This window comes from Falsiroseomonas frigidaquae (genome assembly GCF_012163145.1).
In the GTDB taxonomy this organism is placed as follows: Bacteria; Pseudomonadota; Alphaproteobacteria; order Acetobacterales; family Acetobacteraceae; genus Falsiroseomonas; species Falsiroseomonas frigidaquae.
In genome coordinates, this window is the sequence record NZ_JAAVTX010000003.1 from 218,024 (window position 1) to 243,471 (window position 25,448).

General features: G+C 72.1%; 29 protein-coding genes and 1 tRNA gene. 20 read left to right on the forward strand and 10 right to left on the reverse strand.

Going from position 1 to position 25,448, the window contains the following annotated elements:
• The first annotated feature begins 32 nt into the window (after positions 1 to 32).
• Both HB662_RS09995 and HB662_RS10000 read left to right on the forward strand, forming a co-directional pair.
• A complete protein-coding gene (locus tag HB662_RS09995) occupies positions 33 to 974 on the forward strand; it encodes an SMP-30/gluconolactonase/LRE family protein (protein WP_168049596.1) in 942 nt (313 codons plus the stop codon).
• Positions 971 to 1,195 carry a hypothetical protein gene (locus tag HB662_RS10000; RefSeq protein ID WP_168049597.1) on the forward strand — a complete coding sequence of 75 codons (225 nt, stop codon included), beginning with the start codon at positions 971 to 973 and terminating at the stop codon, positions 1,193 to 1,195. Before HB662_RS09995 ends, HB662_RS10000 begins: the two co-directional genes overlap by 4 nt.
• Here the strand turns inward: HB662_RS10000 and HB662_RS10005 are convergent.
• Positions 1,192 to 1,620 carry a hypothetical protein gene (locus HB662_RS10005; protein WP_168049598.1) on the reverse strand — a complete coding sequence of 143 codons (429 nt, stop codon included), beginning with the start codon at positions 1,618 to 1,620 and terminating at the stop codon, positions 1,192 to 1,194. The two genes, HB662_RS10000 and HB662_RS10005, sit on opposite strands and share 4 nt — an antisense overlap.
• A gap of 110 nt (positions 1,621 to 1,730) precedes the next feature.
• Here HB662_RS10005 and HB662_RS10010 point away from each other — a divergent pair, with 110 nt between their 5' ends.
• The 5 genes from HB662_RS10010 to HB662_RS10030 all read left to right on the forward strand — a co-directional run bounded on the left by HB662_RS10010 (position 1,731) and on the right by HB662_RS10030 (position 6,938).
• Positions 1,731 to 2,501 (forward strand): hypothetical protein, encoded by a 771-nt coding sequence (locus HB662_RS10010; RefSeq protein WP_168049599.1) that lies wholly within the window; start codon positions 1,731 to 1,733, stop codon positions 2,499 to 2,501.
• Between the two features lie 68 nt (positions 2,502 to 2,569).
• A complete protein-coding gene (locus tag HB662_RS10015) occupies positions 2,570 to 4,609 on the forward strand; it encodes a DUF4139 domain-containing protein (protein WP_245185559.1) in 2,040 nt (679 codons plus the stop codon).
• A 25-nt stretch (positions 4,610 to 4,634) separates the two neighbouring features.
• Positions 4,635 to 5,810, forward strand: coding sequence for a bifunctional phosphopantothenoylcysteine decarboxylase/phosphopantothenate--cysteine ligase CoaBC (gene coaBC / locus HB662_RS10020; protein WP_168049600.1), 1,176 nt, complete (start codon positions 4,635 to 4,637; stop codon positions 5,808 to 5,810).
• Position 5,811: 1 nt separating this feature from the next.
• Entirely contained in the window at positions 5,812 to 6,258 is a 447-nt protein-coding gene (gene dut / locus HB662_RS10025; RefSeq protein WP_171970237.1) for a dUTP diphosphatase, read from the forward strand.
• A gap of 83 nt (positions 6,259 to 6,341) precedes the next feature.
• Positions 6,342 to 6,938 (forward strand): hypothetical protein, encoded by a 597-nt coding sequence (locus tag HB662_RS10030; protein WP_168049602.1) that lies wholly within the window; start codon positions 6,342 to 6,344, stop codon positions 6,936 to 6,938.
• 81 nt (positions 6,939 to 7,019) lie between these two features.
• On the opposite strand, the gene HB662_RS10035 is transcribed toward HB662_RS10030, so the two are convergent.
• Positions 7,020 to 7,457, reverse strand: a complete 438-nt coding sequence (locus HB662_RS10035) for a DoxX family protein (protein WP_168049603.1) — start codon at positions 7,455 to 7,457, stop codon at positions 7,020 to 7,022.
• Between the two features lie 151 nt (positions 7,458 to 7,608).
• Here HB662_RS10035 and HB662_RS10040 point away from each other — a divergent pair, with 151 nt between their 5' ends.
• The 3 genes from HB662_RS10040 to HB662_RS10050 all read left to right on the forward strand — a co-directional run bounded on the left by HB662_RS10040 (position 7,609) and on the right by HB662_RS10050 (position 11,208).
• The gene (locus HB662_RS10040) at positions 7,609 to 8,541 is read left to right on the forward strand and encodes a LysR family transcriptional regulator (protein WP_209443216.1); all 933 of its coding nucleotides are present in this window, start codon (positions 7,609 to 7,611) and stop codon (positions 8,539 to 8,541) included.
• Between the two features lie 187 nt (positions 8,542 to 8,728).
• Positions 8,729 to 10,567 carry a transglycosylase domain-containing protein gene (locus HB662_RS10045; RefSeq protein ID WP_342449481.1) on the forward strand — a complete coding sequence of 613 codons (1,839 nt, stop codon included), beginning with the start codon at positions 8,729 to 8,731 and terminating at the stop codon, positions 10,565 to 10,567.
• A 14-nt stretch (positions 10,568 to 10,581) separates the two neighbouring features.
• The gene (locus tag HB662_RS10050) at positions 10,582 to 11,208 is read left to right on the forward strand and encodes a sensor histidine kinase (RefSeq protein ID WP_168049605.1); all 627 of its coding nucleotides are present in this window, start codon (positions 10,582 to 10,584) and stop codon (positions 11,206 to 11,208) included.
• Between the two features lie 99 nt (positions 11,209 to 11,307).
• Here HB662_RS10050 and HB662_RS10055 read toward each other — a convergent pair whose 3' ends face one another.
• From HB662_RS10055 to HB662_RS10080, 6 genes are all read right to left on the reverse strand, one after another.
• Positions 11,308 to 11,859, reverse strand: a complete 552-nt coding sequence (locus HB662_RS10055) for an NUDIX domain-containing protein (protein WP_245185560.1) — start codon at positions 11,857 to 11,859, stop codon at positions 11,308 to 11,310.
• A complete protein-coding gene (locus HB662_RS10060) occupies positions 11,852 to 12,466 on the reverse strand; it encodes an FMN-binding negative transcriptional regulator (RefSeq protein ID WP_168049606.1) in 615 nt (204 codons plus the stop codon). The genes HB662_RS10055 and HB662_RS10060 overlap by 8 nt, the downstream gene beginning before the upstream one ends.
• Before the next feature lie 139 nt (positions 12,467 to 12,605).
• Entirely contained in the window at positions 12,606 to 13,481 is an 876-nt protein-coding gene (locus HB662_RS10065) for a DMT family transporter (protein WP_168049607.1), read from the reverse strand.
• A 221-nt stretch (positions 13,482 to 13,702) separates the two neighbouring features.
• Positions 13,703 to 14,545: a bifunctional methylenetetrahydrofolate dehydrogenase/methenyltetrahydrofolate cyclohydrolase FolD gene (folD, locus tag HB662_RS10070; protein WP_168049608.1), complete on the reverse strand. Its 843-nt coding sequence runs from the start codon at positions 14,543 to 14,545 to the stop codon at positions 13,703 to 13,705.
• Positions 14,542 to 14,841 (reverse strand): DUF167 domain-containing protein, encoded by a 300-nt coding sequence (locus HB662_RS10075; protein ID WP_168049609.1) that lies wholly within the window; start codon positions 14,839 to 14,841, stop codon positions 14,542 to 14,544. Before HB662_RS10075 ends, folD begins: the two co-directional genes overlap by 4 nt.
• Positions 14,842 to 14,871: 30 nt before the next feature.
• The gene (locus tag HB662_RS10080) at positions 14,872 to 15,183 is read right to left on the reverse strand and encodes a YggT family protein (protein ID WP_168049610.1); all 312 of its coding nucleotides are present in this window, start codon (positions 15,181 to 15,183) and stop codon (positions 14,872 to 14,874) included.
• 166 nt (positions 15,184 to 15,349) lie between these two features.
• Between HB662_RS10080 and HB662_RS10085 the strand changes: the two genes are divergently transcribed.
• The 6 genes from HB662_RS10085 (at position 15,350) to HB662_RS10110 (ending at position 19,775) form a co-directional block, all read left to right on the forward strand.
• Positions 15,350 to 15,425: transfer RNA gene (locus HB662_RS10085), tRNA-Ala, on the forward strand.
• Positions 15,426 to 15,551: 126 nt separating this feature from the next.
• Positions 15,552 to 16,400 carry a phosphate/phosphite/phosphonate ABC transporter substrate-binding protein gene (locus tag HB662_RS10090; protein ID WP_168049611.1) on the forward strand — a complete coding sequence of 283 codons (849 nt, stop codon included), beginning with the start codon at positions 15,552 to 15,554 and terminating at the stop codon, positions 16,398 to 16,400.
• Positions 16,401 to 16,410: 10 nt separating this feature from the next.
• Entirely contained in the window at positions 16,411 to 17,157 is a 747-nt protein-coding gene (gene phnE, locus HB662_RS10095; RefSeq protein ID WP_209443217.1) for a phosphonate ABC transporter, permease protein PhnE, read from the forward strand.
• A 22-nt stretch (positions 17,158 to 17,179) separates the two neighbouring features.
• Entirely contained in the window at positions 17,180 to 18,007 is an 828-nt protein-coding gene (locus tag HB662_RS10100) for a metallophosphoesterase family protein (RefSeq protein ID WP_168049613.1), read from the forward strand.
• Between the two features lie 54 nt (positions 18,008 to 18,061).
• A complete protein-coding gene (locus tag HB662_RS10105) occupies positions 18,062 to 18,862 on the forward strand; it encodes a DUF72 domain-containing protein (protein WP_168049614.1) in 801 nt (266 codons plus the stop codon).
• Between the two features lie 67 nt (positions 18,863 to 18,929).
• The gene (locus tag HB662_RS10110) at positions 18,930 to 19,775 is read left to right on the forward strand and encodes an SH3 domain-containing protein (RefSeq protein ID WP_168049615.1); all 846 of its coding nucleotides are present in this window, start codon (positions 18,930 to 18,932) and stop codon (positions 19,773 to 19,775) included.
• A gap of 5 nt (positions 19,776 to 19,780) precedes the next feature.
• Here the strand turns inward: HB662_RS10110 and HB662_RS10115 are convergent, their stop codons facing one another.
• Together HB662_RS10115 and HB662_RS10120 are read right to left on the reverse strand one after the other, a co-directional pair.
• The gene (locus HB662_RS10115) at positions 19,781 to 20,491 is read right to left on the reverse strand and encodes a TVP38/TMEM64 family protein (protein WP_245185561.1); all 711 of its coding nucleotides are present in this window, start codon (positions 20,489 to 20,491) and stop codon (positions 19,781 to 19,783) included.
• 11 nt (positions 20,492 to 20,502) lie between these two features.
• On the reverse strand, positions 20,503 to 21,996 hold the full coding sequence (locus tag HB662_RS10120; protein ID WP_245185562.1) for a dihydrolipoyl dehydrogenase family protein: 1,494 nt from the start codon (positions 21,994 to 21,996) through the stop codon (positions 20,503 to 20,505).
• 116 nt (positions 21,997 to 22,112) lie between these two features.
• On the opposite strand from HB662_RS10120, the gene HB662_RS10125 reads away from it, so the two are divergent.
• From HB662_RS10125 to HB662_RS10140, 4 genes are read left to right on the forward strand one after another with little or no spacing between them, the layout of a single operon-like run.
• Entirely contained in the window at positions 22,113 to 23,132 is a 1,020-nt protein-coding gene (locus HB662_RS10125) for an ABC transporter substrate-binding protein (RefSeq protein ID WP_168049617.1), read from the forward strand.
• Positions 23,132 to 23,758 carry a cysteine hydrolase family protein gene (locus HB662_RS10130; protein WP_168049618.1) on the forward strand — a complete coding sequence of 209 codons (627 nt, stop codon included), beginning with the start codon at positions 23,132 to 23,134 and terminating at the stop codon, positions 23,756 to 23,758. Before HB662_RS10125 ends, HB662_RS10130 begins: the two co-directional genes overlap by 1 nt.
• Entirely contained in the window at positions 23,755 to 24,540 is a 786-nt protein-coding gene (locus tag HB662_RS10135) for an ABC transporter ATP-binding protein (RefSeq protein ID WP_168049619.1), read from the forward strand. Before HB662_RS10130 ends, HB662_RS10135 begins: the two co-directional genes overlap by 4 nt.
• Positions 24,540 to 25,355, forward strand: a complete 816-nt coding sequence (locus tag HB662_RS10140) for an ABC transporter permease (RefSeq protein WP_168049620.1) — start codon at positions 24,540 to 24,542, stop codon at positions 25,353 to 25,355. Before HB662_RS10135 ends, HB662_RS10140 begins: the two co-directional genes overlap by 1 nt.
• Positions 25,356 to 25,448 lie beyond the last annotated feature (93 nt).

The window sequence follows — 25,448 nt, forward strand, 5'->3', positions numbered from 1 at the left end:
GCGCCAAGACCGCCCCATTGAGGAGACACGCCATGACCTGGCAGGAAAGCCTGCGCTACCCCGACCCCGCCATCCGCACCCTGGACCCGGCCTTCAACAAGCTGCGCCTGCCGCTGAGCTCCGTCGAGCGGCTGTGGACCGGCAGCCGCTGGGGTGAGGGCCCCGTCTGGCTCGGCGACCAGCGCTGCCTGCTGTGGTCGGACATCCCCAACAACCGCGTGCTGCGCTGGGATGAGGAAACCGGCCAGGTCAGCCATTTCCGCAAGCCATCCGGCAATGCCAACGGCCATACGCGGGACCGCCAGGGCCGCATCATCGCCTGCGAACATGGCGGGCGGCGCATCATCCGCCACGAATACGACGGCGCTATCACCGTGATCGCGGATAGTTTCGAGGGCAAGCGGCTCAACAGCCCGAACGACGTGGTGGTGAAGTCGGACGGCAGCATCTGGTTCACCGACCCGCCCTTCGGCATCGGCGGCTTCTATGAAGGCGAGAAAGCCACCCCCGAGCTGCCGCACACCAACGTCTACCGCGTGGATGGCGATTCGGGAAAAATCACGCTGGTGGCGGATGATGTGGACCACCCGAACGGCCTGGCCTTCAGCCCCGACGAATCCATCCTCTACATCATCGAGAGCCGGTCGGAGCCGCGCAACATCCTGGCCTATGACTGCGCCGGCACCACGCTCCGCAACCGCCGCGTCTTCGTGGCCTGCGCCCCGGGCGAGACGCCGGACGGCTTCCGCGTGGATGTGGACGGCAACCTGTGGTGCGGCTGGGGCATGGGTGGGCCGGGCATGGACGGCGTGAAGGTGTTCAACGCCGCCGGCACGCCGATCGGCTTCATCGACCTGCCGGAACGCTGCGCCAATGTCTGCTTCGGCGGGCGGCACCGGAACCGGCTGTTCATGGCGGCGGCGCATTCGCTCTACAGCCTGTACGTCAACACCCAGGGTGCGCCGGGCGGATGAGAGCGGCGCTGGCCTTCGTGCTGGTGGCGCTGGGCTTCGCGCTGGCGGCCACCGGCGGGCTGGCGCTGTTCAGCATCGCGACGGGGTGGGAGATCCGCACCCGCGGCACCGGCGGCACGCCGGGCCTGGCGGTGCCGACGGATCTGGACTTCGCCCTGGTCTTCGGCGGCATCGGCCTGGTGCTGCTCGGGCTGGGCTGGCTTGTCGGACGGCAGCGCTAAGGTTCCTGCTGCCAGGCCGGCGGCCAATCCTCCAGTTCATCCACCGCCTGGTCGGCGGCCAGGACGGAAAATTGCAGGTCGGGCAGGTACGGGTTGAGCCGCAGCCGCAGGGGCTGGCCCTCCTGCTCCGCCTGCCACGGGAACAGCGCATCGCCGGTCGGCATCCAGCGAATCGGCAGCGCCCGGCGCCGCATCGCCAGGCGGTGCCGCCAGGCCGCCACCAGTTCGAGGAAGGCGGCGCGGTCCAGCTCATCGAGGTCCGCAGCCCCTTCGCGCAGCCGGGCGTAAAGGGCGAAGCTGGGCAGGAAGGCTCCGGTGGCGGGATGCATCTCCCGCACGCCCAGCGCGCCTTCGGCATTCCGCACCTGCATCACCGGCCGGCCCGCCAGGGCGAAATAGCGATCCGGCACCCATTCCTGCGCCATGGCGCCAGCCTGCCGGGGCGGCGACGGGCCGGCAAGCGGGGCGACACGGAACGCAACACGCGGACAACGACCGGCGGCTAGGCTGCGCCGGATGCTAAGGGGCTTTCGGCATGGTGGGGATGGTGCTGGCGACGGCCGGTGGCGTGGCGCTGGTCTATCTCGCCATGATCCACCGCGCCGCGGCGCGGCAACGGGCGCGGCGGCGGCGGGGTGCGACGGAACATCTGGCCGCCCGCATCTTCGCGCCGCATGCGCAGGCCACGCTGGCCCAGGACGCCACGAACTGGTTGCGTGGGCTGGTGGATGACCAGCCGCGCGCCCTGCCGCTGCTGGCCGCCATCCTGGCCGGCGCCCTGCTGCTCATCCTGGCGCTGGACCCGATCCTGGACGACCCGATGTTCTTCCCCGCCCCCCTGCCTTTGCCGGGCTGGGTGAAGGGGATCTGGGCCGGTGGCGTGGCGCTGCTGGTGGTGGGGCATGCCGTCTGGGTGTTCCTGCACGCGCCGCGCTGCCTCAGCCGGCACTGGCTGCTGCTGCATCCGGATGGCGCGATCACGGCCCGAGGAAACGAAGGCGGCGCCGCCCTGCCCCGCATCGACCCCACCCGCCCGGTCCAGGTGTTCGATGGCATCACCATGCCGGCGCGGGACAACCAGCCGGAAGGCTGGGCGGAGGGGGCGGTGCTGGCGCAGGGCGATGTGGTCGCCGCCTTCGTCACCCAGCCGCACCCGCCCGGCGCCGGCGACCTGCGGCGCCTGGCCCGCACCGCGCCCGGCTGGTGGAGGGTGGAGCTCGCGCCCGATCCGGCCCGGTTCGATCGCTTCCTGCGCCGCCACTACCCGCCCTCAACCCGCGCCCTGGCGCCGGGCTGGCCGCCTTGATGCGGCCCCGGCCTCCGTCCAGGCTGCCTGCAACCATCAGGCCCGCAACAAACAGGAACATCCGCCACATGATGCCTTTCCGCGGCCTCCTCGCCCTGCTGCTCGCCACCAGCGCCCTTGTCGCGCCAAGGGCGGCCGAACTGCCGGTGCGCGGGGTCACGCTGTCCTCCGCCGGGCTGGCGCAGATCGACCGCGCCGGGCCGGTGGCGCCCGATGATCCGGCGCTGAGCTTCCGCGTCCCGCTGGCCGATGTGGACGACATCCTGCGCTCCCTGGTCGTCGCCGATCCGGCCGGGCGGGTGGAGGGGCTGCGCCTGCCGGCCCAGGACCTCGCCGCCGAGGCCTTTCGCGGCCTGCCCGTGAAGGCCGAGGATTTCACCAGCCGCGCCAGCCTGCTCAGCGCACTGCGCGGTCAGCGCGTCGCGGTCGGCGAATCGGAGGGCCGCATCGCCGAGGCCTCGGAGGGCAAGGACGCCCTGCGCCTGACCCTGCTCACCCCCACCGGCCTGCGCAGCCTGATGCTGCGGGAACATGAGGAGGTGCGCCTGCTGGATGGCGACCTCGCCGCCCGCATCGCCCGCGCGGCGGAGGCGCTGGCCGAGATGCGCGGCACCGAGACCCGCCGCCTGTCCGTCGCGCTGCGGCCCGGTGCCGCCGAGGCGCGGGAGGTGACGCTGAGCTACGTCGCCGGCGCGCCGCTATGGAAGCCATCCTGGCGCCTGGTGGTGCCGGGGGTGGGGGAGGAAGGCGCCGAGGCGCGGCTGATGGGCTGGGCGGTGGTGGAGAACCACAGCGGCTCGGACTGGGACGGCATCCGCCTGTCGCTGGTCTCCGGCGAGGCGGCGTCCTTCCGCCAGGCGCTGTACACGCCGGTGCTGCTGCCGCGGCCGGAGCTGCCCATCCTCGGCAGCGGCCAGGTGGTGGTGCGGCCGGATAGCGGTGGCCGGCCGGTGCCGCCGCCGCCCCCCATGGCCCTGCCAAGCCCGGCCCCCGCCGCCGAAAGCCGGATGTTCCGTGCCGCGCCCGCCGGCGGCGCCCAATCCGCGATCGCCGATGCGGCGCCGGCGGCGGCCCAGGCGGTGGCCGCAGCCTCGCTCGGCCGGGTCGCCTTCAATCTGGCGGAACCGGTGACGATTCGCGCGGGGGAGACGGCGAACCTGCCCTTCCTCGATGCAAGGCTGGCGGCGGAGCGGGTCTGGTGGGTGCAGGAGCTTGGCGGGCGCCACCCGTTGCAGGCGGTGCAGGTCATCAACGACACCAACAACCCGCTGCCGGCCGGCCTCGCCACCGTCTACGGCCGCAGCGGGCCGGAGGCGGGCGGCTTCCTCGGCGATGCGGAACTGCCGGCGACGCCGCCGGGCGAGACCCGCCTGGTCGCCTTCGCGCGGGACCGGGACGTGCAGTACACGGTGGCGCGGCGGGATGCCGGCGCCCCCGTCTCGGTCGCGCTGCGCCGCGGCCAGGTGGCGGTGACGCTGCGCCAGCTCCACACGGTGACGCTGGCGGTGGATGCCGGCACCACGCGCGGCCGCATGGTGGTGGATCTGCCGGCGCGGCGCGGCGAGACGCCACGCTTCACGCCGCTGGCGGAAGGCGATTTCGGCCTGCGCGTCGCGGCCCATCTGCCGGGCCGGCCGACCACGCTCGAATGGGAATGGGAACGCAGCCAGGCGCAGACCATTCCGCTGTGGGATGCGGCGCTGGCGGAGCCCTTGCCGCCGGTGTGGCGGGAACTGGCTCTGGACCGCGACATCGCCCGCCTGCCCGGCGGCACGGACCGGCTGCAGGCGCTGCGCGGCGTGCTGGAACGCCTGCCGGCGGAGGCACCGGGCCGTGCCGACCTCGCCGCGCTGATCGAGGATTTCGCCGCGGCCCGGCAGCTCATGGACGGCTTCCGCAGCGCCGCCCGCGCGCATGCCGCCGCCGAGGCGGCGCTCGGGCGCGCGCGCCAGGCGGTGGAGGATCGCAGCGGCGCAGCGCGGGAGCAGGCACGGGTGGCGCTCAACGCCGCCTCCGTCGCCGCCGGCCGGACGGGAGCGGAGGCCGATCGCGCCTGGGCGGCGTGGCGGGAAGCGGCGCAGCGCGTGGTGACGCGGGGTGGAGGCTGAGGCGGGGCCGGGCTAGCCTGCCGCCATGGCCCATCTGCTCCTCATCGTCTCCGGCAGCGTCGCCGCCTATAAGGCGCTGGAACTGGTGCGTCTGGCGCGCCGCGCCGGCCATGCCGTGACGCCCATCCTGACCGCCGGCGGCGCCCGCTTCGTGACGAAGGAGGCGATGGCCGGCATCTCGGGCGCCCGGGTGCATGACGATCTGTGGGCGGCGGAGGCCGAGATCGGCCATATCCGCCTGGCCCGCGCGCCGGACCTGGTGGTGGCGGCGCCGGCCTCGGCCGACCTGCTGGCGAAGATGGCAGCGGGGCTGGCCGATGATTTGGCGACAACGGTGCTGCTGGCGACGCGCGCGCCGGTGCTGGTGGCGCCGGCGATGAATCCGGCGATGTGGGCGCATCCGGCGACGGTGGCCAATATGAAGACCCTGGCCGCGCGCGGCGTCGCCGTGGTCGGGCCGGAGGATGGGCCGATGGCCGAGCCGGAAAGCGGGCCGGGCCGGCTGGCGGAACCGGCTACCATCCTGGCTGCCATCCAGGGCCTGCTCGCCAGCGGGCCACTTTCCGGGCGCCATGTGGTGGTGACCAGCGGCCCGACGCAGGAAGCGATCGACCCGGTGCGCTACATCGCCAACCGCAGCAGCGGCCGGCAGGGCCATGCCATCGCCGCGGCGCTGGCCGCCCTCGGCGCGCGCGTCACGCTGGTCTCCGGCCCCGTCGCGGTGCCGGACCCGGCGGGGGTGACGGTGGTGCGGATCGAAAGCGCACGGGACATGCTGGCGGCGGTGGAAGCCGCACTGCCGGCGGATGCCGCGGTCTTCGCCGCCGCGGTGGCGGATTTCCGCCCGGCCGATGTCGGCACGCAGAAGATCAAGAAGGTGCCCGGCGCGCCGCCGCCCGGAATCACGCTGACGCTGAACCCGGACATCCTGGCCACCATCGCGCAGCGCCAGGTGCAGCGCCCGGCGCTGGTGGTGGGCTTCGCGGCGGAGACGGAAAACGTGGTGCCGCATGCGCAGGACAAGCGCCGACGCAAGGGCTGCGACTGGATCGTGGCGAATGACGTCTCCGGCGACGTGATGGGCGGCGTGGAGAATACCGTGCACCTGGTCACGGAAGCCGGGGTGGAGGATTGGCCTCGCCTGCCAAAGGATGAGGTGGCTCGGCGACTGGCGGCGCGGATTGCGGAGAGTCTGGACTGAAATGGTCGAAATCCTGGTCACCCGCCTGCCACATGCCAAGGGCCTGCCGCTGCCCGAATACGCGACGCCCGGCGCCGCCGGGATGGACCTGCTGGCGGCCGTCGCGGCGCCGCTGGTGATAGCGCCCGGCGCCCGGGTGCTGGTGCCGACCGGCCTCTGCATCGCGCTGCCGCCCGACCATGAATTGCAGGTGCGGCCACGTTCCGGCCTGGCGCTGAAGCACGGCATCACCCTGCCCAACAGCCCCGGCACGGTGGATGAGGATTATCGCGGCGAGCTGCAGGTGATCGTGATGAATGCCGGCACCGAGCCGTTCACGGTGGAGCGCGGCATGCGCATCGCGCAGGCGGTGGTGGCGCCGGTGGTGCGGGCGCGCTTCCGCGAGGTGGAGGTGCTGCCGGAAACGGCACGCGGCGTCGGCGGCTTCGGGTCGACCGGCACGCGGTAAACGTCGCTGCGGCGACCCTGGGACCAGCTTGGCATACTATTTCTATATCGTTATGGTTCTGATCCATAACGGAGACGTCCTGCATGCCTCGCCTTCTGCGCCTGGTGGCGCTGCTGTCCATCGCCCTGCTGCCGGCCTGCGCGACCGTCACCTCCGGCACGAGCCAAAGCCTCGCAATCCAGACGGAACCGACCGGGGCCGCCTGCACCGTCTCCCGCCAGGGGGCCGTGATCGGTACTGTCGGCGCCACGCCGGGCAGCGTGGAGATCTCGAAGTCGCGGCAGGATCTGGCGGTGGCCTGCACCCGCCGCGATTTCCTGCCTGCCTCGCAGGTCGTGGTCGCGGAAGCGCAGGTGATGACGGCCGGAAACATCCTGCTCGGCGGCGTGATCGGCCTGGCAGTGGATGCCGCGACGGGCGCCATGACCCGCTATCCCACCAGCGTGTCCCTGATCCTGCCACCCTCGCGCTTCGCCTCGGAAGCGGAGCGGGACGGCTTCTTCGCAGGCCGCGCCGCGGAGACGCGCCGCCGCCATGCTGAGCGCCTTCAGGCGCTGACATCCCAATGCGCGGTCATCGGACCAGACGCCTGCGACACCCAGACCCGCGCCCTGGAAGCCGAGCGCGATGCGGCGCTGGTGGAGCTGGAGCGGCAGCGCGGCGTCACGACCACCGGGTAAGCGCCGGCCCCAGGGTCTCCCCACGGGGGCTGGCAGGCCCAACGGCGCCGCGGGTTGCCCCGCGGCGCCCCATTGCAGGCTTCAGGCCCGCGCCACCTCGGCGCCACGGCCGGACAGGCGGCCCAGATCCACCGCATGCGCCCCGGCGCCCAGCCCCGCCTGCACCAGCAGCAGCACGGTCCAGAAGGCCGGGAATTCCCAGCCGCCGCCCGGCGCGCTGAAGATCCAGGGGTTGCCCATGTGCTGGATGGTGGCGCCGATCATGATCGGCAGCAGCAGCAGGCTGACCGGCCGGACCCAGATGCCGAGGATCAGCGCGATGCCGGCCAGCGTCTCCGCCACCGCCACCACGGCACCTAGCACGGGCGGGTAACCGAGCGAGCCGAAGAAGCCCATCGTGCCGGCGAAGCCGAAGGTCATGATCTTCAGCAGCAGGCCATGGGCCAGGAACAGGACACCCATGCTCACGCGCAGCAGCAGCGCGGCATAGGGGGTGGTGGTGCGGGGGTCGAGGTTCATATCCGTGGCTCCGTCAGGAAGGGGCGCGGTTCGCGTCCCGGTGTGGCCCGGTTATGGGGTCGCAACGGTGGGTGCTTCCGACGCGGGGATGGAACACCCATCATCACGACCACAAATGATGCGCCCTCGACGCATCCGGGATGCCCCGACCTTGGCCGACCTGCAGACCCTCGACTTGAACCTGCTGCGCGTCTTCGACGCGGTGGCGCGCGAACGCCATGTGACGCATGCGGCGGAGAAGCTGAACCTGTCGCAGCCCGCCGTCTCCAACGCCCTGGCGCGGCTGCGCGCGGCGCTGAACGACGAGTTGTTCCTGCGCCGGCCCGGCGGCGTGGAGCCCACCGCCCTTGCCCTGTCGCTCGCCGGCCCGGTGGCGGAGGTGCTGGACCGGCTGCGGACCACGCTGGCCGACCACGCACCCTTCGAGCCGGCCAGCACGGATCGCGTCTTCACTGTGGCGCTGTCCGAATATGCCGAAAGCGTGCTGGTGCCGCCGCTGCTGGAACAGATGCACCAGGACGCGCCGCGCGCCCTGCTGGCGGTGCGCCACGCCGACCGCACCAATGCGCTGGACCTGCTGGCGAAGGGGGAGGCGGAGCTGGCGGTGGCCGTGCTGCCGGACCCGCCGGCGCTCTACACCCGGGTGCGGCTGCTGCCGGAGAACTTTCTCACCCTGGTCCGCAAGGGGCATCCGCTGGCGGAGGGGCCGCTGACGCTGGAACGCTTCACCGCCTTCCCGCACCTGCTGCATTCCCCGAACGGGTCGCGCGACGGCGCGCTGGACGGGCCGCTGCGGGATGCGGGCTTCCCCCGCCGGCTTGGCGCCGTGGTCGCCCATCTCGGTGCGGTGCCCGAGATCCTGGCGCGGACGGACATGGTGATGTCGCTATCGGCCCGGCTGGCACAGCGCATGGCGGAGACCTATGGCCTGGCGCTGCGACCCTGCCCGGTGGAGTTCCGGCACACCCGCCTGTCCATGATCTTCCACCGCCGATTCGAGGCCGACCCCGGCCACGCCTGGCTGCGTCGTTCGCTGCTGGCGGTGGCGCGGGAAGTGGGACCGGTGCCGGGAGTGGGCGCCTAGGGCGAATCATTCACCCCCGGCTTTGTAATCAAGGGTTTCGCGCCCAGGATTTGCGTTCCCTGGCAGGGGTTTTGCGCTAAGCCTGCCGCCGATGGCCCGCACCGCCCGCCCCCGCACCGCTGCCCCACGCCCACGGCCCGCCGCTCCGGCCGCCGCGCCGGCACGTCCGGGGCCAGGGCGCGCCGCGGTGGCAGGGTCCGCGCCGGCGCGGGCCGGGGTGGGGCGACGGCGTGCCTGGTTCTGGCTGCGGCTGCTGGTGCTGGTCACCATCTGGGGCAGCCTGGCGCTGGCGGCCGTGCTGCTGGTGCTGGTCTGGGACCTGCCACGCACCGATCTGGCGCTGAGCCAGACCCGCCGGGCCGGCGTCACCCTGGAAGCCGCCAATGGCGCCATCATCGCCACCTCCGGCGATGTGCACGGCCAGATCGTGCGCCTGCCGGCGCTGCCGGCGCATCTGCCCGCGGCGCTGCTGGCGATCGAGGACCGGCGCTTCTACCAGCATCTCGGGCTGGACCCGATCGGCATCGCCCGCGCCGCCTGGGTGAACTGGTCCACCGGCCAGATCTCGCAGGGCGGCTCGACCCTGACGCAGCAGCTCGCAAAGAACCTGTTCCTGACGCCGGAGCGCAGTTTCCGGCGCAAGGCGCAGGAAGCGGTGATGGCGCTGTGGCTGGAATGGCGCTTCAGCAAGGATGAGCTGCTGGAGATCTACCTGAACCGGGTCTACCTCGGCGCTGGCGCCTTCGGCATGGATGCCGCCGCGCGGCTGTATTTCGGCATCCCCGCCACGCGGCTGAACCTGTGGCAATCGGCCGTGCTGGCCGGGCTGCCCAAGGCGCCCTCCCGCCTCAACCCCCGCACCGCGCCGGAGGCCGCCGCCGGGCGCGCGGCGGAGGTACTGGGCGCGATGGTGGAGGTCGGCACCATCACCCAGCGCGAGGCGACCCTGGCGGCGGAGAGCATCCGCATCCCGCCACGCCCGTCCCGCGATTCGGGATGGTTCGCGGATTGGGCGCTGGATGACCTGGGCGCGCGCTTCCCGGGCAATGCGGATCTGGTGCTGCGGACCTCGCTGGACCTGCGCATCCAGGCGGTGGTGGAACAGCGGCTGGAGGCGCTGCTGGCCGGCCCCGGCGCGCGGGCCGGCGTCGGCCAGGGTGCCGTGGTGGTGATGCAGGCGGAAACCGGCCATGTGCGGGCCATGGCGGGCGGGCGGGATTACCGCCAGAGCCAGTTCAACCGCGCCACCCAGGCGCGCCGGCAGCCGGGTTCCGCCTTCAAGCCCTTCGTCTTCCTCACCGCGCTGGAAGCCGGGATGGGGCCGGGGGACGGCGTGGCGGACGGGCCGATCAACCTCGGTGGCTGGCGTCCCGGCAACGGCGCCTGGCGCAGCCAGGGCCAGATCACGCTGGAGGAAGCGCTCACCCATTCGGTGAACACCGCCGCGGTACGCGTGCTGGCGCGTGGCGGTGGGGCGCGGGCGGCCAATGCCACGGCGCAGCGCTTCGGCCTGCCCGGCCCGTTTCCGCGCGATGCGACGCTGGCGCTCGGCACCGGGGAGGTGACGCTGCTCGACCTGGTGGCCGCCTATGCACCCTTCGCCAATGGCGGGCTGCTGCCGGAACCGCGCGGCCTGGTCTCCGCCCGCGCCGATGGCCAGGCGGTAGCGGCCGGGCGGCCAACCCTGCTGCGGGTGACCACGCCCGAATATGCGGCGGCGATGCGGCAGATGCTGGAATCGGTGGTGACGCGCGGCACCGGCCGCGCCGCGCAGCCACCCGGCGGGCGCCAGGTGGCGGGCAAGACCGGCACGACGCAGGATTTCCGCGACGCCTGGTTCATCGGCTTCACCGCCGCGCCACCCGGGACTGGCGGCGGCACGCTGGTGCTGGGCGTCTGGCTCGGCAATGACGATGCCACGCCGATGGCGGATGTGCGCGGCGGCACCCTGCCGGCACGGCTGTTCCGCGACATTCTCGAAACCCTCGTCCGGCCGTCGCCGGGCGCCGCCTCCCTGTCCCGATGAAGGAGAATTCCGGCTTGGCGGATGACCCGACCCTGTCCCCACCCCAGGATGCGCCGCATCCGGGGCCGGAACGCCTGGACCGCCTGCGCCGCGTGGCGCCGGCGGTGCAGCATGACATCAACAACGCCATGATGGTGCTGGCCGCCAATCTGGACCTGCTGGCCCGCAGCGTCGGGGATGCGGAGGGTGCGCCGCGGCGACAGCTCGACCGCGCCGTTCAGGCCAGCCGGCGGCTGGAGGAGACGATGCGCGGCTTCCTCGACTGCGCGCGCCGGGCGGCGGAGGAGCCGGCGAAGGTCTCGCCCGCCACCGTGCTGCGCCAGGTGCTGCCGCTGCTGCGCGTGGCGCTTGGCGCGCGGCTGAAGGTGGAGGCGACGATGCCGGAGCGGCTGGTCGAGGTGCGAATGGACCGTGCAGCGCTGGAACTGGCGCTGCTGGCCCTGGCCCAGGACGCCGCCGCCCGCATGCCACAGGGCAGCCGCCTGCTGGTCGAGGTGCGGGAGGCGGCGGCAGAGGTGGAACTGGCACTGACCCTGCCGCAGGGCGCGGGCGAGGCCGCGCTGATCCTGCTGCGCGGCTGCTGCACGCGGCTGGAGGTGCTTCCGGATGGCTGCGTGCTGGCGTGGCGGAAGGAAGGCTGAGGACCCGCGCGCACCAGCCTCAGTCTCGGACGCCTCGGCGGCGGCCCTCCGGCCGGGCCGAAGGCCGCGGCCTCAGGCGGGCAACGCAGGAGGGTGATCTCAGATCAGGCCCTTGAGGCGCAGCAGGCCGAAGCTGGCGACGGTGGTCGCGTCCAGGATGCAGCCATCGCGAAGCATGGCCTCGAACTCGGCCAGCGTCACCGCGCGGGTGACCAGGTCCTGCTCCTCCACCTCCGGCATCGCCGCCCCCTGCGTCAGGCCGCGGGCCACGAAGATGTCGTAGCCCTGGCGCATGGTGCCCTGGGCCAGGTTGAGGAAGCCGCCATGCAGCCATTCGGCCGCTTCCATCCCGGTTTCCTCCAGCAATTCGTGGCGCGCCGCCTCCAGCGGGTCCGTCCCCGGCGGGCCCCACATGCCCTGGACGAATTCCCAGTGCCGCTGCCCGACCGGGTAGCGGAATTGCTGGACGAGCTGGATCGATCCATCCGGATGCACCGGCACGACGGTGACGAAATCCACCTTCTCCACCACGCCATAGATGCCGGTGGAGCCATCGCGCCGCCGCACCTGATCCTCCCGCACCGTCATCCAGGCGTTGCGGTAGATCTCGCGGCTGGCGAGGGTCTCGATATCCGGTCGCGTGTCACTCAATGCCGTTGGCCTCGCGCAATGCCGCGGCGGCCGCGTGTTCGCCGCGCGCCTCGAGTGCCGCGGCGACGCTGGTGCGGTCCGCCTGCGGGCGATTCTGGCTCTGCTTGCGCTTGCCCGTCCAGTGCCGCACCGAAATGCTCACCCCGACCAGCGCCTTGAACATGCCGTCCATGTATTTCGCCGGCTGCGCGTCCATGTCGAAGCCCGGGGTGGGCTCATAGGCGGCGGCCATGGCACGCATCTGCAGCGCGATCTCAGCCGGGTCCTCGATCAGCGTGGCGATGCCCTCGGCCTGCACCACATCGTAGTTCCAGGTCGGTACGCTGGGGTGCTGGCCGTACCAGGTCGGCGAGATATAGGCGTGCGGGCCGCGGAACACGGCCAGCGCCTCCTCGCCCGCGCCGGCGAAGGCCTGCCAATGCGGGTTGGCGCGGGCCAGGTGGCAGACCAGCCTTGCGGGTTTGTCGCCTGCCGGGCGGACAAGCTGAAACGGCAGGTGGCTGACCATCAGCGGCGTGGCGCTGACCAGCATGCCGAAATCATGCCGCTCGACATGGGCGAAGATCCAGGCCGGGTCGTCCACCCGGAAGGCGGCTGGCGTGTACATGGGGGGTATCCTGCAGGCGAACGGGCGTGGCGGCCAGGAGGCCGGCTGAGTTCAGAAGCTGATGGGTGCTCGTCGTCGCGCTTGCATGCCCGCATCCTGCATCGAAACCCCGGCGGCGCAGCATTGCATTGCCGGAAGATCAGCCCCGCGACCGCGCATGCACCAGCAGCGCCAGCCCGCCCAGCGTCAGCACGCCACCCATGATGTCGCTGGCATAGAGCCGCTCGCTCAGCAGCGCCCAGCCGAACACCGCGGCTAGCGGCGGCGCCAGCAATTGCAGGGCGGCGGCGGTGGAGGCCGGCACGCGGCGCATCATGGCGAAGTTCAGCGCATAGGCGCCGATGCCCACCACCACCATCGACCAGCCCATCGCCGCGACCGTCGGCAAGCTGGCGGAAGTGGGCGGCGCACCCTCCAGCGCCAGGGCCAGCACCAGGCACAGCGCGGCGGAAACCGCGGTCTGGCCGAAGCTCGCGAACCAGATATCGACGCGCCCCTTGGCCGGCGCATAGACCAGCAGCCCCACCGCCTGGCTGATCGCGGCGCCCAGCGCGAAGACGAAGCCCAGCGCCTCTGCCGCCGCCAGCCCGTCGACCGCGCGGAGAAAGCCCAGCAGCGCGACGCCGGACCAGCCGATGGCGAGCCCGACCCAGGCGAGGCCCGGCAGCGGCCGGCGCAGGAACAGGCTTTCCCCGGCGGCGACCATCAGCGGCGTCGTGGCGCAGATCAGCGCCACCAGCCCGGTCGGGATGCGCGCCATGGCGAGCCAGGCGAAGGCGAGGTACCCGCCCATGCCGCACAGCCCCAGTACCGCGACCCGCCCGATATCGCCCGGCCGCGGCAGGCGGGACCGCATGATGAGCAGGATCGCCAGCAGCAGCGGCACGGTCAGCCCGAAGCGGATGCCGAGCGCCCAGAGCGGCGGCCATTCCTTCACCACCACCCCGGCCACCGTGAAGGCGGAGGCCCAGATGGCAACGAATGTGCCCGCGATCAGCAGCCCGCTGCCCTGCATGGGAAAGCCCTTCGGTCGAGGCGCCTCAGTAGCGCGGGCGCGCCACCGCGGGCACCCTCAGAGCCTGACCCAAAAGCTCGGCGGATCAGTCCTGTGCAGCTTTTCCGCCCTGGCGGCGTCCGACAACTTGCCGATGCAGTTAGCATCGGCGGCGTTGCCGTCCTGGCCAGGACGAAAAATCCGCGACTGGCCCTCAGCCGCCGACCTTATGGGTCAGGCTCTCAGCCGCGGCGGGCCAGGGCCGCGTCCAGCGTGTTCTCCAGCAGGCAGGCGATGGTCATCGGGCCGACGCCGCCGGGCACCGGGGTGATGGCGCCGCAATGCGCCGCGACCTCGGCGAAGGCGACATCGCCCACCAGCCGCCCATCGGCCCGGCGGTTGATGCCGACATCGATCACGGTGGCGCCTTCCGCCACCCAGTCGCCGCGCACCATCTCGGGCCGCCCGACCGCCGCCACCAGGATCTCCGCCCGCCGGCACTCGGCGGGCAGGTCGCGGGTGCGGGAATGCACGATGGTGACGGTGCAATCGGCTGCAAGCAGCAGCTGCGCCATCGGCCGGCCGACGATGTTGCTGCGCCCCAGCACCACCGCCCGCGCCCCCGGCAGCGCCGCGCCAGCCGCCTTCAGCAGATGCATGACGCCCTTCGGCGTGCAGGGCACCAGGCCCGGCTGCCCGCTGGCCAGCCGCCCGGCATTCAGGGGATGAAAACCATCCACGTCCTTCTCCGGCGCGACGGCAGCGATCACGCGGTCGGCGCGGATCTGCGGCGGCAGGGGAAGCTGCACCAGGATGCCATCCACCGCCGGGTCGGCATTCAGCCGCGCCACCTCGGCCAGCAGCGCATCTTCCGTCGTGTCCTCGGGCAGGGCGATGGTGGCGCTGTCGAAGCCCACCTCCTTCGCCGCCTTGTCCTTGTTGCGGACATAGACGCCAGATGCCGGATCCTGCCCCACCCGCACCACGCGCAGGCCGGGCCGGAAGTCGAGCCCGGCCACGCGCGCGGCGATGTCCTGGCGCAGCGTGGCGGCAACCGCCTTGCCGTCGATGATTGTGGCGCTCATGCGATCAGCTTTTCCAGGATGGGCGCCAGCGAAGCCGGGTCGCCGGTCACGCGCAGGGTTTTCTGGCGGGCGCCGGCGCCGTGCAGCACCGCCACCGCGGAATTGGGCAGGTGCAGGGCACGGGCCACCGCCTCGCACACCGCACGGTTGGCGCGGCCATCCTCCGGCACCTCCGCCACCGCGATGCGCAGCGCGGCGCCATCCGGGGACAGGCCGCCGAGCGCCGGGCGCCTGGCGCGCGGCTGCACCTTCACCGCCAGGTCCAGCCCATCCGCCCGCAGGCGCCAGGGGGGCATGGCGGCTTCAGAGGTACCGGACGTCCCACATCAGAAATACAGGCCGCTCCGCAGCAGGTAGCCCTGCACGGCGGTCACCGCGATGCTTGCCGCGGTGATCAGCAGCAGCACGATCAGCGGGGAAAGGTCGATGCCGCCCATGTTCGGCAGCAGCCCGCGCACCCGCCGCAGGGCCGGTTCCGTCACGCGATACAGGAAGTCCGCGATGGTCCAGACGATGCGGTTGCGGCCGTCCAGCACGTTGAAGGACAGCAGGGTCTGCATGATCGCGGCCAGCAGCACGGCCCACCAGAACAGGTCGAGACCAGCCCGGACCAGAAAGAAAACGGCATCGAGCAGCATCTGCGACCCCTGGGCGTTGCGCCCGGAACCTAGTGGCGGGCCGCGCGCGGAACAAGGCTTGGTACAGGGCTTGGACGGGCCGCGGAGAACTTGTGCCCCCCGCCTTGACACCCGCCCCCGCCGCTTTCATAAGCCACGCCCTGCGGTGGACCCACGCTTGGCGTGTGGGGGTGTAGCTCAGTTGGTAGAGCGCGTCGTTCGCAATGACGAGGTCAGCGGTTCGATCCCGCTCACCTCCACCACCGTCCTCATCCCGTTTTCCTGGCGTGCCATTCGCTGAGATGCAGGCTTCCTGGCCTGCCCGCCTGCGCGTAACCCTTGGCGGGCGCGCGGCGAAGCAGTGGCGCCCGCGCCATGGAGCACACCGGATGACCACCCGCCTGCCGCGCCGCCTCCTGCTGGCCGCCGCCGCCACTCTCGCCAGCCCCGCGCTGGCCCAGGCGGCGCCGCTGCGTTTCGCGGTCGGCCCCTTCCAGCCCACGCCGGGCGATACGCGGCGTGCCTTCGAGCCCTTCTTCGCCCACCTCGCCGCGCGGCTGGAGCGCCGCTACGAACTCGCCGTCACCAGCGACTGGGCCGGCATTGCCGTGGCACTCGGCAGCGGCCAGTCGGATTGCGCCTGGATGGGCCCCTGGGGCTATGTGCTGGCCCGGGCCCGGGCCGGGGCGGAACCTGTCGCCAGCGTGCTGTGGCGCGGCAGCCCGACCTACCACGCCATCATCCTGGCCCGCCCGGACCTGGCCATCGCCCGCTTCCCCGAGGATGCGCGCGGCCTGTCCATCTCCTTCGCCGATGCCGGGTCCACCAGCGGCTGGCTGGTGCCGCATCACTGGTTCCTGCGGCAGGGCATCGATCCGCGCAGCTTCTTCCGCTACCGCGACGGCGCCAGCCATGCGGCCAATGTCATCGCCGTGGCGAACGGGCAGGTGGACCTCGCCACGGATTACGACCGCAACCTGGCCGCGATGATCGCCAGCGGCAGGGTGCGGGCGGACCAGGTGAAGGTGGTCTGGCGCAGCGCGCCGCTGCCGAATGACGCGCTGGCGGTGCGCCGGGACCTGCCGGCGGAGACCAGGGCGGCGCTGGCCGCCGCCGCCCTGGCCAGCACCGCCGCCATGCTGCCGCCCGACTACACCGGCTGGGTGACCGCGACACCGGAGACCTATGCCGGCATCGAGGAAGCCGGCCGCGCGCTCGGCCGGTTGCGCAACGCGTGAGGCTGCCGGCTTGTTGAAGCTTGGCGGCTGGGCCGCCTTCCTGGCCCTGGTCGCGGCCTCCGTCTGGGTGGTGGGGCCGGACCCGGCGCGGCTTGCGGCCGGGCTGCCGCGGCTGGCCGGCTGGCTCGCCACCGCCTGGCCGCCGGACTTCTCCAACCCGGGCGACATCGCCCGCCGCGCGGCGGAAACGGTGGGCATCGCCACCCTCGGCACGCTGCTCGCCGCCATCCTGGCCGCGCCCATCGCGCTGCTGGCGGCGCGGCCGGTCACGCGCGCGGCCCTGCTGCGCCAGCCGGCACGGGGCGCGCTGGATGCGCTGCGCGGGGTGGATGGCTTCGTCTTCGCGCTGATCTTCGTCGCCGCCGTGGGCCTCGGCCCCTTCGCGGGGATGATCGGCGTGGCGCTGCATTCGGCCGGCTCCCTCGGCAAGCTGTGGTCGGAGGCCTTCGAGGCGGCGGATCCTCGCACGGCGGAGGCGATCCTGGCCGTCGGCGGCACGCGCCTGCAGGTGGCCCGCCTGGCGCTGATCCCGCAGACCCTGCCGGAGACGGCGGGCGCGCTGTTCTATGTGTGGGAATTCAACATCCGCGCTTCCACCGTGCTCGGCCTGGTGGGCGCCGGCGGCATCGGGCAGGAGTTGAAGAACGCGGTGGACCTGCTCGACTTCAACCGGCTTTTCGCCATCCTGCTGGTGGTCGTCGGGCTGACCCTGGCGGCGGACCGGATCAGCGCGGCGCTCAGGCGAAGCCTGGCTTGAGACGCACTCGGAGACGCCTGGCATGATGATCGCGCTCGACGGCCCGCTGCTCGCCTTCGGCGGCCCCTACTCCAACCTGCAGGCCACCACGGCGCTGCTGGCGGAGGCGGCGCGGCGGCATATTCCGCCATCCCATGTCCTCTGCACCGGCGATGTCGTCGCCTATGGCGCGGATGCCGCGGCGACCACGTCGCTGGTGATGGACAGCGGCATCGCGGTGCTGGCCGGCAATTGCGAGGAACAGCTGGCGGACGCCGCGGAGGATTGTGGCTGCGGCTTCGAGGAGGGCACCGCCTGCGACCTGCTCAGCCGGAGCTGGTACGCGCATGCCAATGCCGAGGTGACGCCGGCGCAGCGCGAATGGATGCGCGGCCTGCCCAGGCGCATCGAGCTGGCGCTGCCGGATGGAAGGCGCCTCGCCGTGCTGCATGGCGGCGCCGAGGAGACCAGCCGTTTCCTGTTCGCCTCGACACCCGAGGAGGTGCTGGCGGCGGAGATCGCGGCCACCGGCTGCGACGGCGTCGTCGCCGGCCATTGCGGCATTCCCTTCGCGCGGCGGGTTGGCGACGGGCTTTGGCTGAATGCGGGCGCGGTGGGCATGCCGGCCGATGACGGCACCCCGCGCAGCTGGTTCGCCCTGCTGACGCCCGAGCGGACCGGCCTGCGCGTCGAGATCCTGCCGCTGCACTACGACCACGCGGCGGCCGCCGCGGCGATGCGCGCCGCCCGCCTGCCGGAGGGATATGCGGAGGCATTGTCCACCGGCATCTGGCCGTCCTGCGACGTGCTGCCGGCGGCGGAACGCGCGCGGCGCGGCCAGGCGCTGGCCCCGATCTCGCTGATGTGGTGAGGCGCCACCGTGGGTTGCGGTGCAGCCTGAGACGAAGGGACAGGGAGGCGCATCGTGGCGGGTGAGATTCGCGTCGGCATCGGCGGCTGGACCTTCGAGCCCTGGCGGGACAATTTCTATCCCAAGGGCCTGCCGCAGAAGCAGGAGCTGCATTTCGCCAGCCGCCACGTCACCACCATCGAGATCAACGGCACCTATTACGGCGCCCAGAAGCCCGAGAGCTTCGCCCGCTGGCATGACGAGGTGCCGGAGGATTTCGTCTTCGCCCTGAAGGCCAGCCGCTTCACCACCAACCGCAAGGTGCTGGCCGAATCGGGCACCTCCATCACGCGCTTCCTGTCCAGCGGGCTGGTCGAGCTGAAGGCGAAGCTCGGCCCGATCAACTGGCAGTTCCTGCCAACCAAGACCTTCGAGCCGGAGGATTTCGAGGCCTTCCTGCAATTGCTGCCGAAGACCCAGGACGGCGTGGCGCTGCGCCATGTGGTGGAGGTGCGGCACCCCAGCTTCGCCGTGCCGGAGTTTCCCGAATTGCTGCGCCGCTACGGCATCGGCGTGGTCCTGGCGGATAGCGAGAAGCACCCCGCCATCCATGATGTGACCGCACCCTTCGTCTATGCCCGGCTGCAGGCGGCGGCGGAGGAGGAGGCGCTGGGCTACCCCGCCGCGGCGCTCGATCGCTGGGCGGCGCGGGCACGGGAATGGGCCGGCGGCGGCACGCCGGAGGATCTTCCCCTGCTCGCGCCTGCGCAGCAGAAGCCCGCGAAATCGCGTGAAGTCTTCATCTTCATGATCAACGGCTACAAGCCCAAGGCGCCGAAGGCCGCGATGGCGCTGATCGAAAGGTTGCGCGGGTAACCCGGCCTTGGTTGACGCTGTGTCGGCGGCACCGCAACTCTGCCGCCCGGGACGAGGAAAAGCCGATATGCGACGAGCCGGACTGATGAATGCCGCGCTGGGTGCCGCGCTGCTGGCACTGGGTGCCTGCGCCGTGCCCCAGGGTGGCCCCTCGGCGACCGGAGTGGCGGCAAACCGGGCGGCGGCTGACCCGCAGGATAGCTGCGGACCGCAGGTGGTGGTCTTCGTCAATGCCGGGGACCTGTTCGGCAGCCCGCCCCGCCGCAGCGGCCCGCCCTCCGTCGCCGAGCTGGAGGCGGAGCTGGAGCGGGAGAATGCGGCGCTGGAACGCCTGCAGATCGCCTTCGACGCGCTGCTGTATTGCCGCTGGACGGAGGTGCGGGTGATCCGCGCCGAAACCCCGCCCGCCGCCCTGCCCGCCCGGCTGCAGGAAGCCCAGGGCCGCATGCGGCGGGACCTGGACCAGGCCGAGCGCACCCGCGCCGCCATCGCCGCCCGCGCCGCACGCATCGAACAATCGGTGGAAGCCGTCGCCCCCGGCACCCGCGCGGCGATCTCGGCGCGGCGGGCGGCGGATGCGGCGCTGCCACGCGGCGTCGCCTCCGCCGGCGTGCCGCTGCGGGTGCGGCCGGAGGCCAATGCCCCGGTGGTCGGGCGGCTGACTGCGGGGGCGGAGGTCACCCTGCGCCCGGCGGCCGGCGGCTTCGCCTATGCCGATGGCGGCCCCGCGCTGCGCGGCTACGCCCCCGGCAACGCCTTCACCCTGCAACCCGCCACCGAGGCGGCGCCCAGCGGCGGCCCGGGCCGGCTGCGAACCCTGGCGGCCACCAACATCGCCCGGCGGGATGCCTTCGCGCAGAGCCTGGAACTGGCCGGGCGGCCTGGCGCGGGCGGCTTCGAGGCGGCTTCGTAGAGGCATCAGCCCTTGGCGAAGCGCGCCTTCAGCGGGATGGCGGCGAGCGACAGCGCCGCCAGCCCGAGCAATGCGCCCAGGATCTGCGGCGTCAGCACGCGGCCGACATCGAAGCTGCCGCCGGCCTCCAGCACCTCCCCCAGCCCGGCGCCGGCCAGGCTGAACACGGCGGTGGCCGGCAGGATGCCGAAGAAGGTGGTCAGCACATAGACCGGCAGCCGCACCCCGGCGAAGGCCGGCACCAGGTTGACCAGGAAGAAGGGGAACAGCGGCACCAGCCGCAGCACCAGCAGGTAGGACGCCGCGTTGCGCCTTATGCCCTCGGCCAGCTTCTGCGCCGTGGGGCCGAGGCGGTCCAGCGCATCCGGCCCGAAGATGCGGCGCGCCAGCAGGAAGACCAGCGTGGCCCCGATGGTGGCCCCCAGCACCGTCAGCGCCGTGCCCAGCACCGCGCCGAACAGGAAGCCGCCGGCCAACGTCAGGAACACCGCGCCGGGCACGGAAAGCGCCACCGCGGCGGCATAGGCGGCGACGAAGGCCAGCCCCGCCAGCAGCGCATTGGCCTCCACCAGCGCCGTCAGGCTCACCCGATGGCGGGCGAGCGTTTCGAGCGACAGGTGCTCCGTCAGCCCGGTCAGCCGCAGCGCCAGGATGACGGCGAGGATCGCCAGCACGATCCACAGCCGGCGGTCGCGCATCCAGTTGGGCAGGGTCATGGTCGCGGTCCTCATGGCAGCAGGCGCTGGACCAGCCCGACGATGCGCCGGGTGCCCGCGCCGAACAGGCGGGGCGTGTAGAAGCCGCCCGCGGCGCGCTTCGAGATCTCGGACAGGGTGGGGTAGGGCGCAAGGGAGGATGCGATGGCGCCGATGCCCAGCCTGCGCTGGATCGCCAGCCCCCAAAGCCCGATCATCTCCCCGGCGCGCGGCGCCAGGATGGTCGCGCCCAGGATGCGCCCGCGCGGGCCGAGCACCACCTTGATCAGCCCCTCCGTCGCCGCCTCGGCCTGGGCGCGGTCATTGCCGGACAGTTTCTGCGTCAGCAGCGAGACCTGGTGCCCGGCCTCCCGCGCCGCGGCCTCGGTCAGGCCGACATGGGCGAGTTCGGGGTCGGCATAGGTGACCCAGGGCAGCGCCGCGTAATCCACCTTCACCGGCAGGCCGAACAGCGCGGCGCGGATCACCAGCCCGGCATGGTAGCCGGCGATATGGGTGAATTGCGGGCCACCGGCGACATCGCCGATGGCGAAGACGCGGCGGTTGGCTGTGCGCAGGCCCGCATCCACCGTGATGCCGCGCGGCGTGGCGGCGATGCCGGCCAGGTCCAGCCCCAGCCCTTCCGTGTTCGGCCTTCGCCCGGCGGCGACCAGCAGATGGCTGCCGCGGATCAGGCGCAGCGCGGCGGGCGCCTCCAGTTCCAGCTCCACGCCGTTGCCGGCGCGGCGGATGGCGGTGACGGATGCGTTCTCCACCACCGCGATCCCTTCGCGCCGCAGCGCATCGCGCAGGATCGCCACCGCCTCGGGCTCATCCTTCGGCAGGATTTCGGCGCGTTCCACCAGGGTGACGACGGCGCCGAGGCGGCGGAAGGCCTGCGCCATCTCCACCCCGATCGGCCCGCCGCCCAGCACCACAAGATGCGCCGGCCGTTCCGTCAGATCGAAGATCGATTCGTTGGTGAGGAAGGGCGTCTCCGCCAGGCCCGGCACCGGCGGCACGGCGGGGGCGGAGCCGGTGGCGAGGACGAAGCGGCGCGCACGGATCCGCTCGCCGCCCGCCTCCATTTCCTCCGGCCCGGTGAAGCGGGCGGCGGCTTGCAGCACGGTGACGCCGAGCCCGGTGAAGCGTTCCACCGAATCATGCGGCGCGATGGCGGCGATGACGCCCTGCACATGCGCCCGCACGGCGGCGAAATCGATTTCCGGTTCATGCCCGTTCACGCCGAAGCGTGCGCCACCCCGCACCACCGCCGCCGCATGGGCCGCAGCCAGCAGGGCCTTGGAGGGAACGCAGCCGGTGTTCAGGCAGTCGCCGCCCATCAGGTGCTTCTCGACCAGCACGACGGAAGCGCCCATCTGCGCCGCGCCTGCGGCGACCGACAGGCCGCCGGAGCCTGCGCCGACGATGCAGAGATCGGCATGCAGCGCGCCGTCGCGCCGAACCGGGCGACGGCCCGCGGGGTGAACCGGGCGGCGGCCCGGTGATTGGGCAGGGTGCATCATCCGTCCGCTCCTCATGGCCCCCACGCTTCGCGCGCCGGCCAATGAGGGTTACGGCGGGCATTGACGCGCCGCGCCGGCGGGGTTCCCCTGCGCGCTTCATGCGAAGGAGACGGAAGATGTCCGCACCGACCACCACGCGCCGCGCCGCGCTTGCCCTGGGCGGCGCAGCGATGCTGTCCCTCACCTTGCGCGATGCCCGTTCGCAATCACCGCGCAGCATGACCTTCGTCACGCCCTTCTCCTACATCCTGGCCTTCGCCGATGTGCTGAACGCCAAGGGCGGCGGCTTCTTCGAGCGGGAGGGGCTGGACGTCACCATCCAGCAGGGTCGCGGTTCCGCCATGGCGGTGCAGCAGATCGTCGGCGGCGGCGCGCTGCTGTCGCGCACCGGCGTGGGCGACCACATCCGCGCTTCCTCCCGCCCCGGCGGCGACGATCTCATCGCGGTCGGCACCATCAGCCAGGGCTCGCCCTTCTACGTCATCAGCGCGCCGGACAAGCCGGTGCGCACGCCGGCGGATATGGCGGGCAAGACCATTGGCGTGCTGTCGGTCGGCGGCGCGACGGAGATCGTGCTGGATGTGATGCTGCAGGAACGCGGCGTGGAGCGGGCGCGCGTGGCACGCCAGGTGGCGCCGAATTCGCCGGCCGGGCTGCAGCTGATCGCCCAGGGGCGGATCGATGCCTATATCGTCTCCGCCGGCGTGCCGGTGGCGCTGCAGGCATCCAATACGCCGCATGTGAGCTGGAACACGGATGACGTCGCGCCGATCCCCGGCCAGTGCTACATCGCGCGGCGCTCCACCCTGGAGCAGAACGGCGACATCGTGGTGCGCTTCCTGCGCGCGGTGAAACTCTCGCTGGATGCCATGCTGGCGGATACCGACCTGTCGAAGACGCTGGCCAATCTGCGCGGCTTCGAGATCGCCGAGATGCGCAACGCCACCACCGCGCCGCTGATCCTGCGCAACGAGATGCAGTTCTGGCTGACCGCCGGCCGCCAGAACATGCTGCGCAACGTGCCGGAACGCTGGCAGCGCGGCTACGACCTGATGGCGGCGGCGGGCTTCGCGCCGGCCGGGGTGAAGGCGGAGACGCTCTACACCAACGCCTATGTCGAGCGCGCGCTGGCCTGATGCGATTCCATCGCGCGGAAGCCGCGCTGCTGCTGGTGGACTACCAGCGCGGCTTCCTGCATCCGGAAGGCTTCGTCGCCGCGCAGGGGCGCGACGTTTCCGCCTGCGCGGCGGCCGCGCAGCAGGGTTACGCGCTGGCGCGGGCGGCGCGGGCTGCCGGCATGAAGGTGATCTGGACCCGGCATGTGCTGCGTGCCGATCATGCCGATGGCGGGCTGCTGACGACGGAGCTGCGGCCGCGCCTCGGGCAGATCGGCGCGCTGGCGGCCGGCAGCGCCGATGTGGCGATTCCGGAGGAGGCGGGGGTCGATCCCGCCGATGTGGTGCTGGACAAGCCACGCTATTCCGCCTTCTTCGGCACGGCGCTGGATGTGGTGCTGGCGAGTGCCGGCATCCGCGCGCTGATGGTGGGCGGCGTCACCACGTCGATGTGCGTGGAAAGCAGCGTGCGTGATGCGGCGCAGCGCGACATCCGCACCTTCGTGGTGCGCGATGCGGTGGCGGATTTCGACGCGGCGCGGCATGCGGCATCGCTGGACGCCATGGAATTCGGCTTCGCCCGCATCCTCGGCGCCAACCAGGCGCTGGACGCCATCGCGGCCGGACAGGCGGATTTCGCACCATGACGCATCCCGCCATCGCCTTCGACGCGGTCGAGAAATGGTACGGCACGCGGGACGAGCCGGTGCATGCGCTGGCGGCGACCGACCTTGCCGTGGCGGAGGCCGAGTTCCTGGTGCTGCTCGGGCCTTCCGGCTGCGGCAAGACCACGCTGCTGCGGATGATCGGCGGGCTGATCGCGCCGACCTCCGGCGCCATCGCCATCGAGGGCAAGGGGCTGTGGCAGAACGGCCAGCGCCAGGCGGAGGCGCTGTCCGACCTCGGCATGGTGTTCCAGGAAGCCAACCTGTTCCCCTGGCTGTCGATCGAGCAGAACATCGCCCTGCCGCTGGAGCTGAAGGGCGTGCCCAGGGCGCAGCGCGCGGCGCGGGCGCAGGAGCTGGCGCGGCTGGTCGGCATCCAGGGCTTCGAGAAGCGCTGGCCGCGCGAGCTCTCGGGCGGCATGCGGCAGCGCGCCGCCATCGCACGCGCTTTGTCCTACGACCCGCGCATCCTGCTGATGGACGAGCCCTTCGGCGCGCTGGACGCAATGACGCGGGAGGCGATGAACCTGGAGCTGCAACGCATCTGGCTCGCCACCCGGAAAACCATCGTGCTGGTGACGCATTCAATTGCGGAGGCGGTGTTCCTCGGCGACCGCATCCTGCTGCTGTCGCCGCGTCCGGGGCGCATCGACATGGTGGTGGACGTGCCCTTCGCCCGGCCGCGCGTACCGGACCTGCAATCGACCGTGGAGTTCCAGGAAATCGTGCGCAAGCTGCGGCATCGCCTGGCGGAGATCAGCTGATGGCCGAGGCCGCCCCCGCGCAATTCCGCAAACGCCTGGTGACCCTGCAGGGCGCGCTGCCCTGGATCACCACGCCCATCCTGCTGGCCGTCTTCGTGCTGATCTGGGACAGCTATGTGCGCTTCTCCGGCATCTCCCCGCTGATCCTGCCGCGGCCGGTCGCTGTGTGGTCCGCCTGGCTGGAATTGCTGGCCGATCCGCGCGCCTGGCACCATACCTGGATGACGGTCTATGCGACGCTGACCGGCTTCGCCTATGCCACGGTGATCGGCGTGACGCTTGGCGTGCTGATCGCGCGCATCCGCTGGCTGGAGCAGACGCTGAACCCCTTCATCGTGGCGACGCAGGTGATCCCGAAGGTCGCGCTGGTGCCGCTGTTCGTGCTGTGGTTCGGCTTCGGCGTGACGTCCAAGGTGATCGTCGCCGCGGTGCTCGCCTTCTTCCCGATCCTGACCAATACGGCGATGGGGGTGAAGTCGATCGATGAGGGGCACCGGGATGTCATGGTGTCGCTGAATGCGACGCGCTGGCAGGTATTCCGGCGCCTGGAACTGCCCTCCGCCCTGCCCTTCATCATCACGGGGCTGGAGATCGGCATCGTGCTGGCGATCATCGGCGCGGTGGTCGGCGAATACCTCGGTGGCAATGCGGGGCTGGGGCATCTGCTGATCGCGCGGCTGAACGCCTTCGAGACGGATCAGATGTTCGCGGTGCTGATCCACATGTCGCTGCTCGGCTTCCTGTTCTACTTCGCCATCGGCGCGCTGCGGCGGATGCTGGTGCCGTGGCATGCCTCCGCGCGGCTGCGGGTATGATGGGAAGTCGGCGCCCTTCCGCCCTGCGGCCCGCAGGGCCGAGCGCCCGAATGGGCGCCGCCGCTTTTGCGGCGAAGCCAAGCGGCCGGAGGC

Coding starts and splice junctions, on each gene's coding strand:
- HB662_RS09995 (WP_168049596.1), top strand. CDS start 33: ATGACCTGGCAGGAAAGCCTGCGCTACCCCGACCCCGCCATCCGCACC.
- HB662_RS10000 (WP_168049597.1), top strand. CDS start 971: ATGAGAGCGGCGCTGGCCTTCGTGCTGGTGGCGCTGGGCTTCGCGCTG.
- HB662_RS10005 (WP_168049598.1), bottom strand. CDS start 1,620: ATGGCGCAGGAATGGGTGCCGGATCGCTATTTCGCCCTGGCGGGCCGG.
- HB662_RS10010 (WP_168049599.1), top strand. CDS start 1,731: ATGGTGGGGATGGTGCTGGCGACGGCCGGTGGCGTGGCGCTGGTCTAT.
- HB662_RS10015 (WP_245185559.1), top strand. CDS start 2,570: ATGATGCCTTTCCGCGGCCTCCTCGCCCTGCTGCTCGCCACCAGCGCC.
- coaBC (WP_168049600.1), top strand. CDS start 4,635: ATGGCCCATCTGCTCCTCATCGTCTCCGGCAGCGTCGCCGCCTATAAG.
- dut (WP_171970237.1), top strand. CDS start 5,812: ATGGTCGAAATCCTGGTCACCCGCCTGCCACATGCCAAGGGCCTGCCG.
- HB662_RS10030 (WP_168049602.1), top strand. CDS start 6,342: ATGCCTCGCCTTCTGCGCCTGGTGGCGCTGCTGTCCATCGCCCTGCTG.
- HB662_RS10035 (WP_168049603.1), bottom strand. CDS start 7,457: ATGAACCTCGACCCCCGCACCACCACCCCCTATGCCGCGCTGCTGCTG.
- HB662_RS10060 (WP_168049606.1), bottom strand. CDS start 12,466: ATGTACACGCCAGCCGCCTTCCGGGTGGACGACCCGGCCTGGATCTTC.
- HB662_RS10065 (WP_168049607.1), bottom strand. CDS start 13,481: ATGCAGGGCAGCGGGCTGCTGATCGCGGGCACATTCGTTGCCATCTGG.
- folD (WP_168049608.1), bottom strand. CDS start 14,545: ATGAGCGCCACAATCATCGACGGCAAGGCGGTTGCCGCCACGCTGCGC.
- HB662_RS10075 (WP_168049609.1), bottom strand. CDS start 14,841: ATGCCCCCCTGGCGCCTGCGGGCGGATGGGCTGGACCTGGCGGTGAAG.
- HB662_RS10080 (WP_168049610.1), bottom strand. CDS start 15,183: ATGCTGCTCGATGCCGTTTTCTTTCTGGTCCGGGCTGGTCTCGACCTG.
- HB662_RS10090 (WP_168049611.1), top strand. CDS start 15,552: ATGACCACCCGCCTGCCGCGCCGCCTCCTGCTGGCCGCCGCCGCCACT.
- HB662_RS10100 (WP_168049613.1), top strand. CDS start 17,180: ATGATGATCGCGCTCGACGGCCCGCTGCTCGCCTTCGGCGGCCCCTAC.
- HB662_RS10110 (WP_168049615.1), top strand. CDS start 18,930: ATGCGACGAGCCGGACTGATGAATGCCGCGCTGGGTGCCGCGCTGCTG.
- HB662_RS10115 (WP_245185561.1), bottom strand. CDS start 20,491: ATGACCCTGCCCAACTGGATGCGCGACCGCCGGCTGTGGATCGTGCTG.
- HB662_RS10120 (WP_245185562.1), bottom strand. CDS start 21,996: ATGATGCACCCTGCCCAATCACCGGGCCGCCGCCCGGTTCACCCCGCG.
- HB662_RS10125 (WP_168049617.1), top strand. CDS start 22,113: ATGTCCGCACCGACCACCACGCGCCGCGCCGCGCTTGCCCTGGGCGGC.
- HB662_RS10130 (WP_168049618.1), top strand. CDS start 23,132: ATGCGATTCCATCGCGCGGAAGCCGCGCTGCTGCTGGTGGACTACCAG.
- HB662_RS10135 (WP_168049619.1), top strand. CDS start 23,755: ATGACGCATCCCGCCATCGCCTTCGACGCGGTCGAGAAATGGTACGGC.
- HB662_RS10140 (WP_168049620.1), top strand. CDS start 24,540: ATGGCCGAGGCCGCCCCCGCGCAATTCCGCAAACGCCTGGTGACCCTG.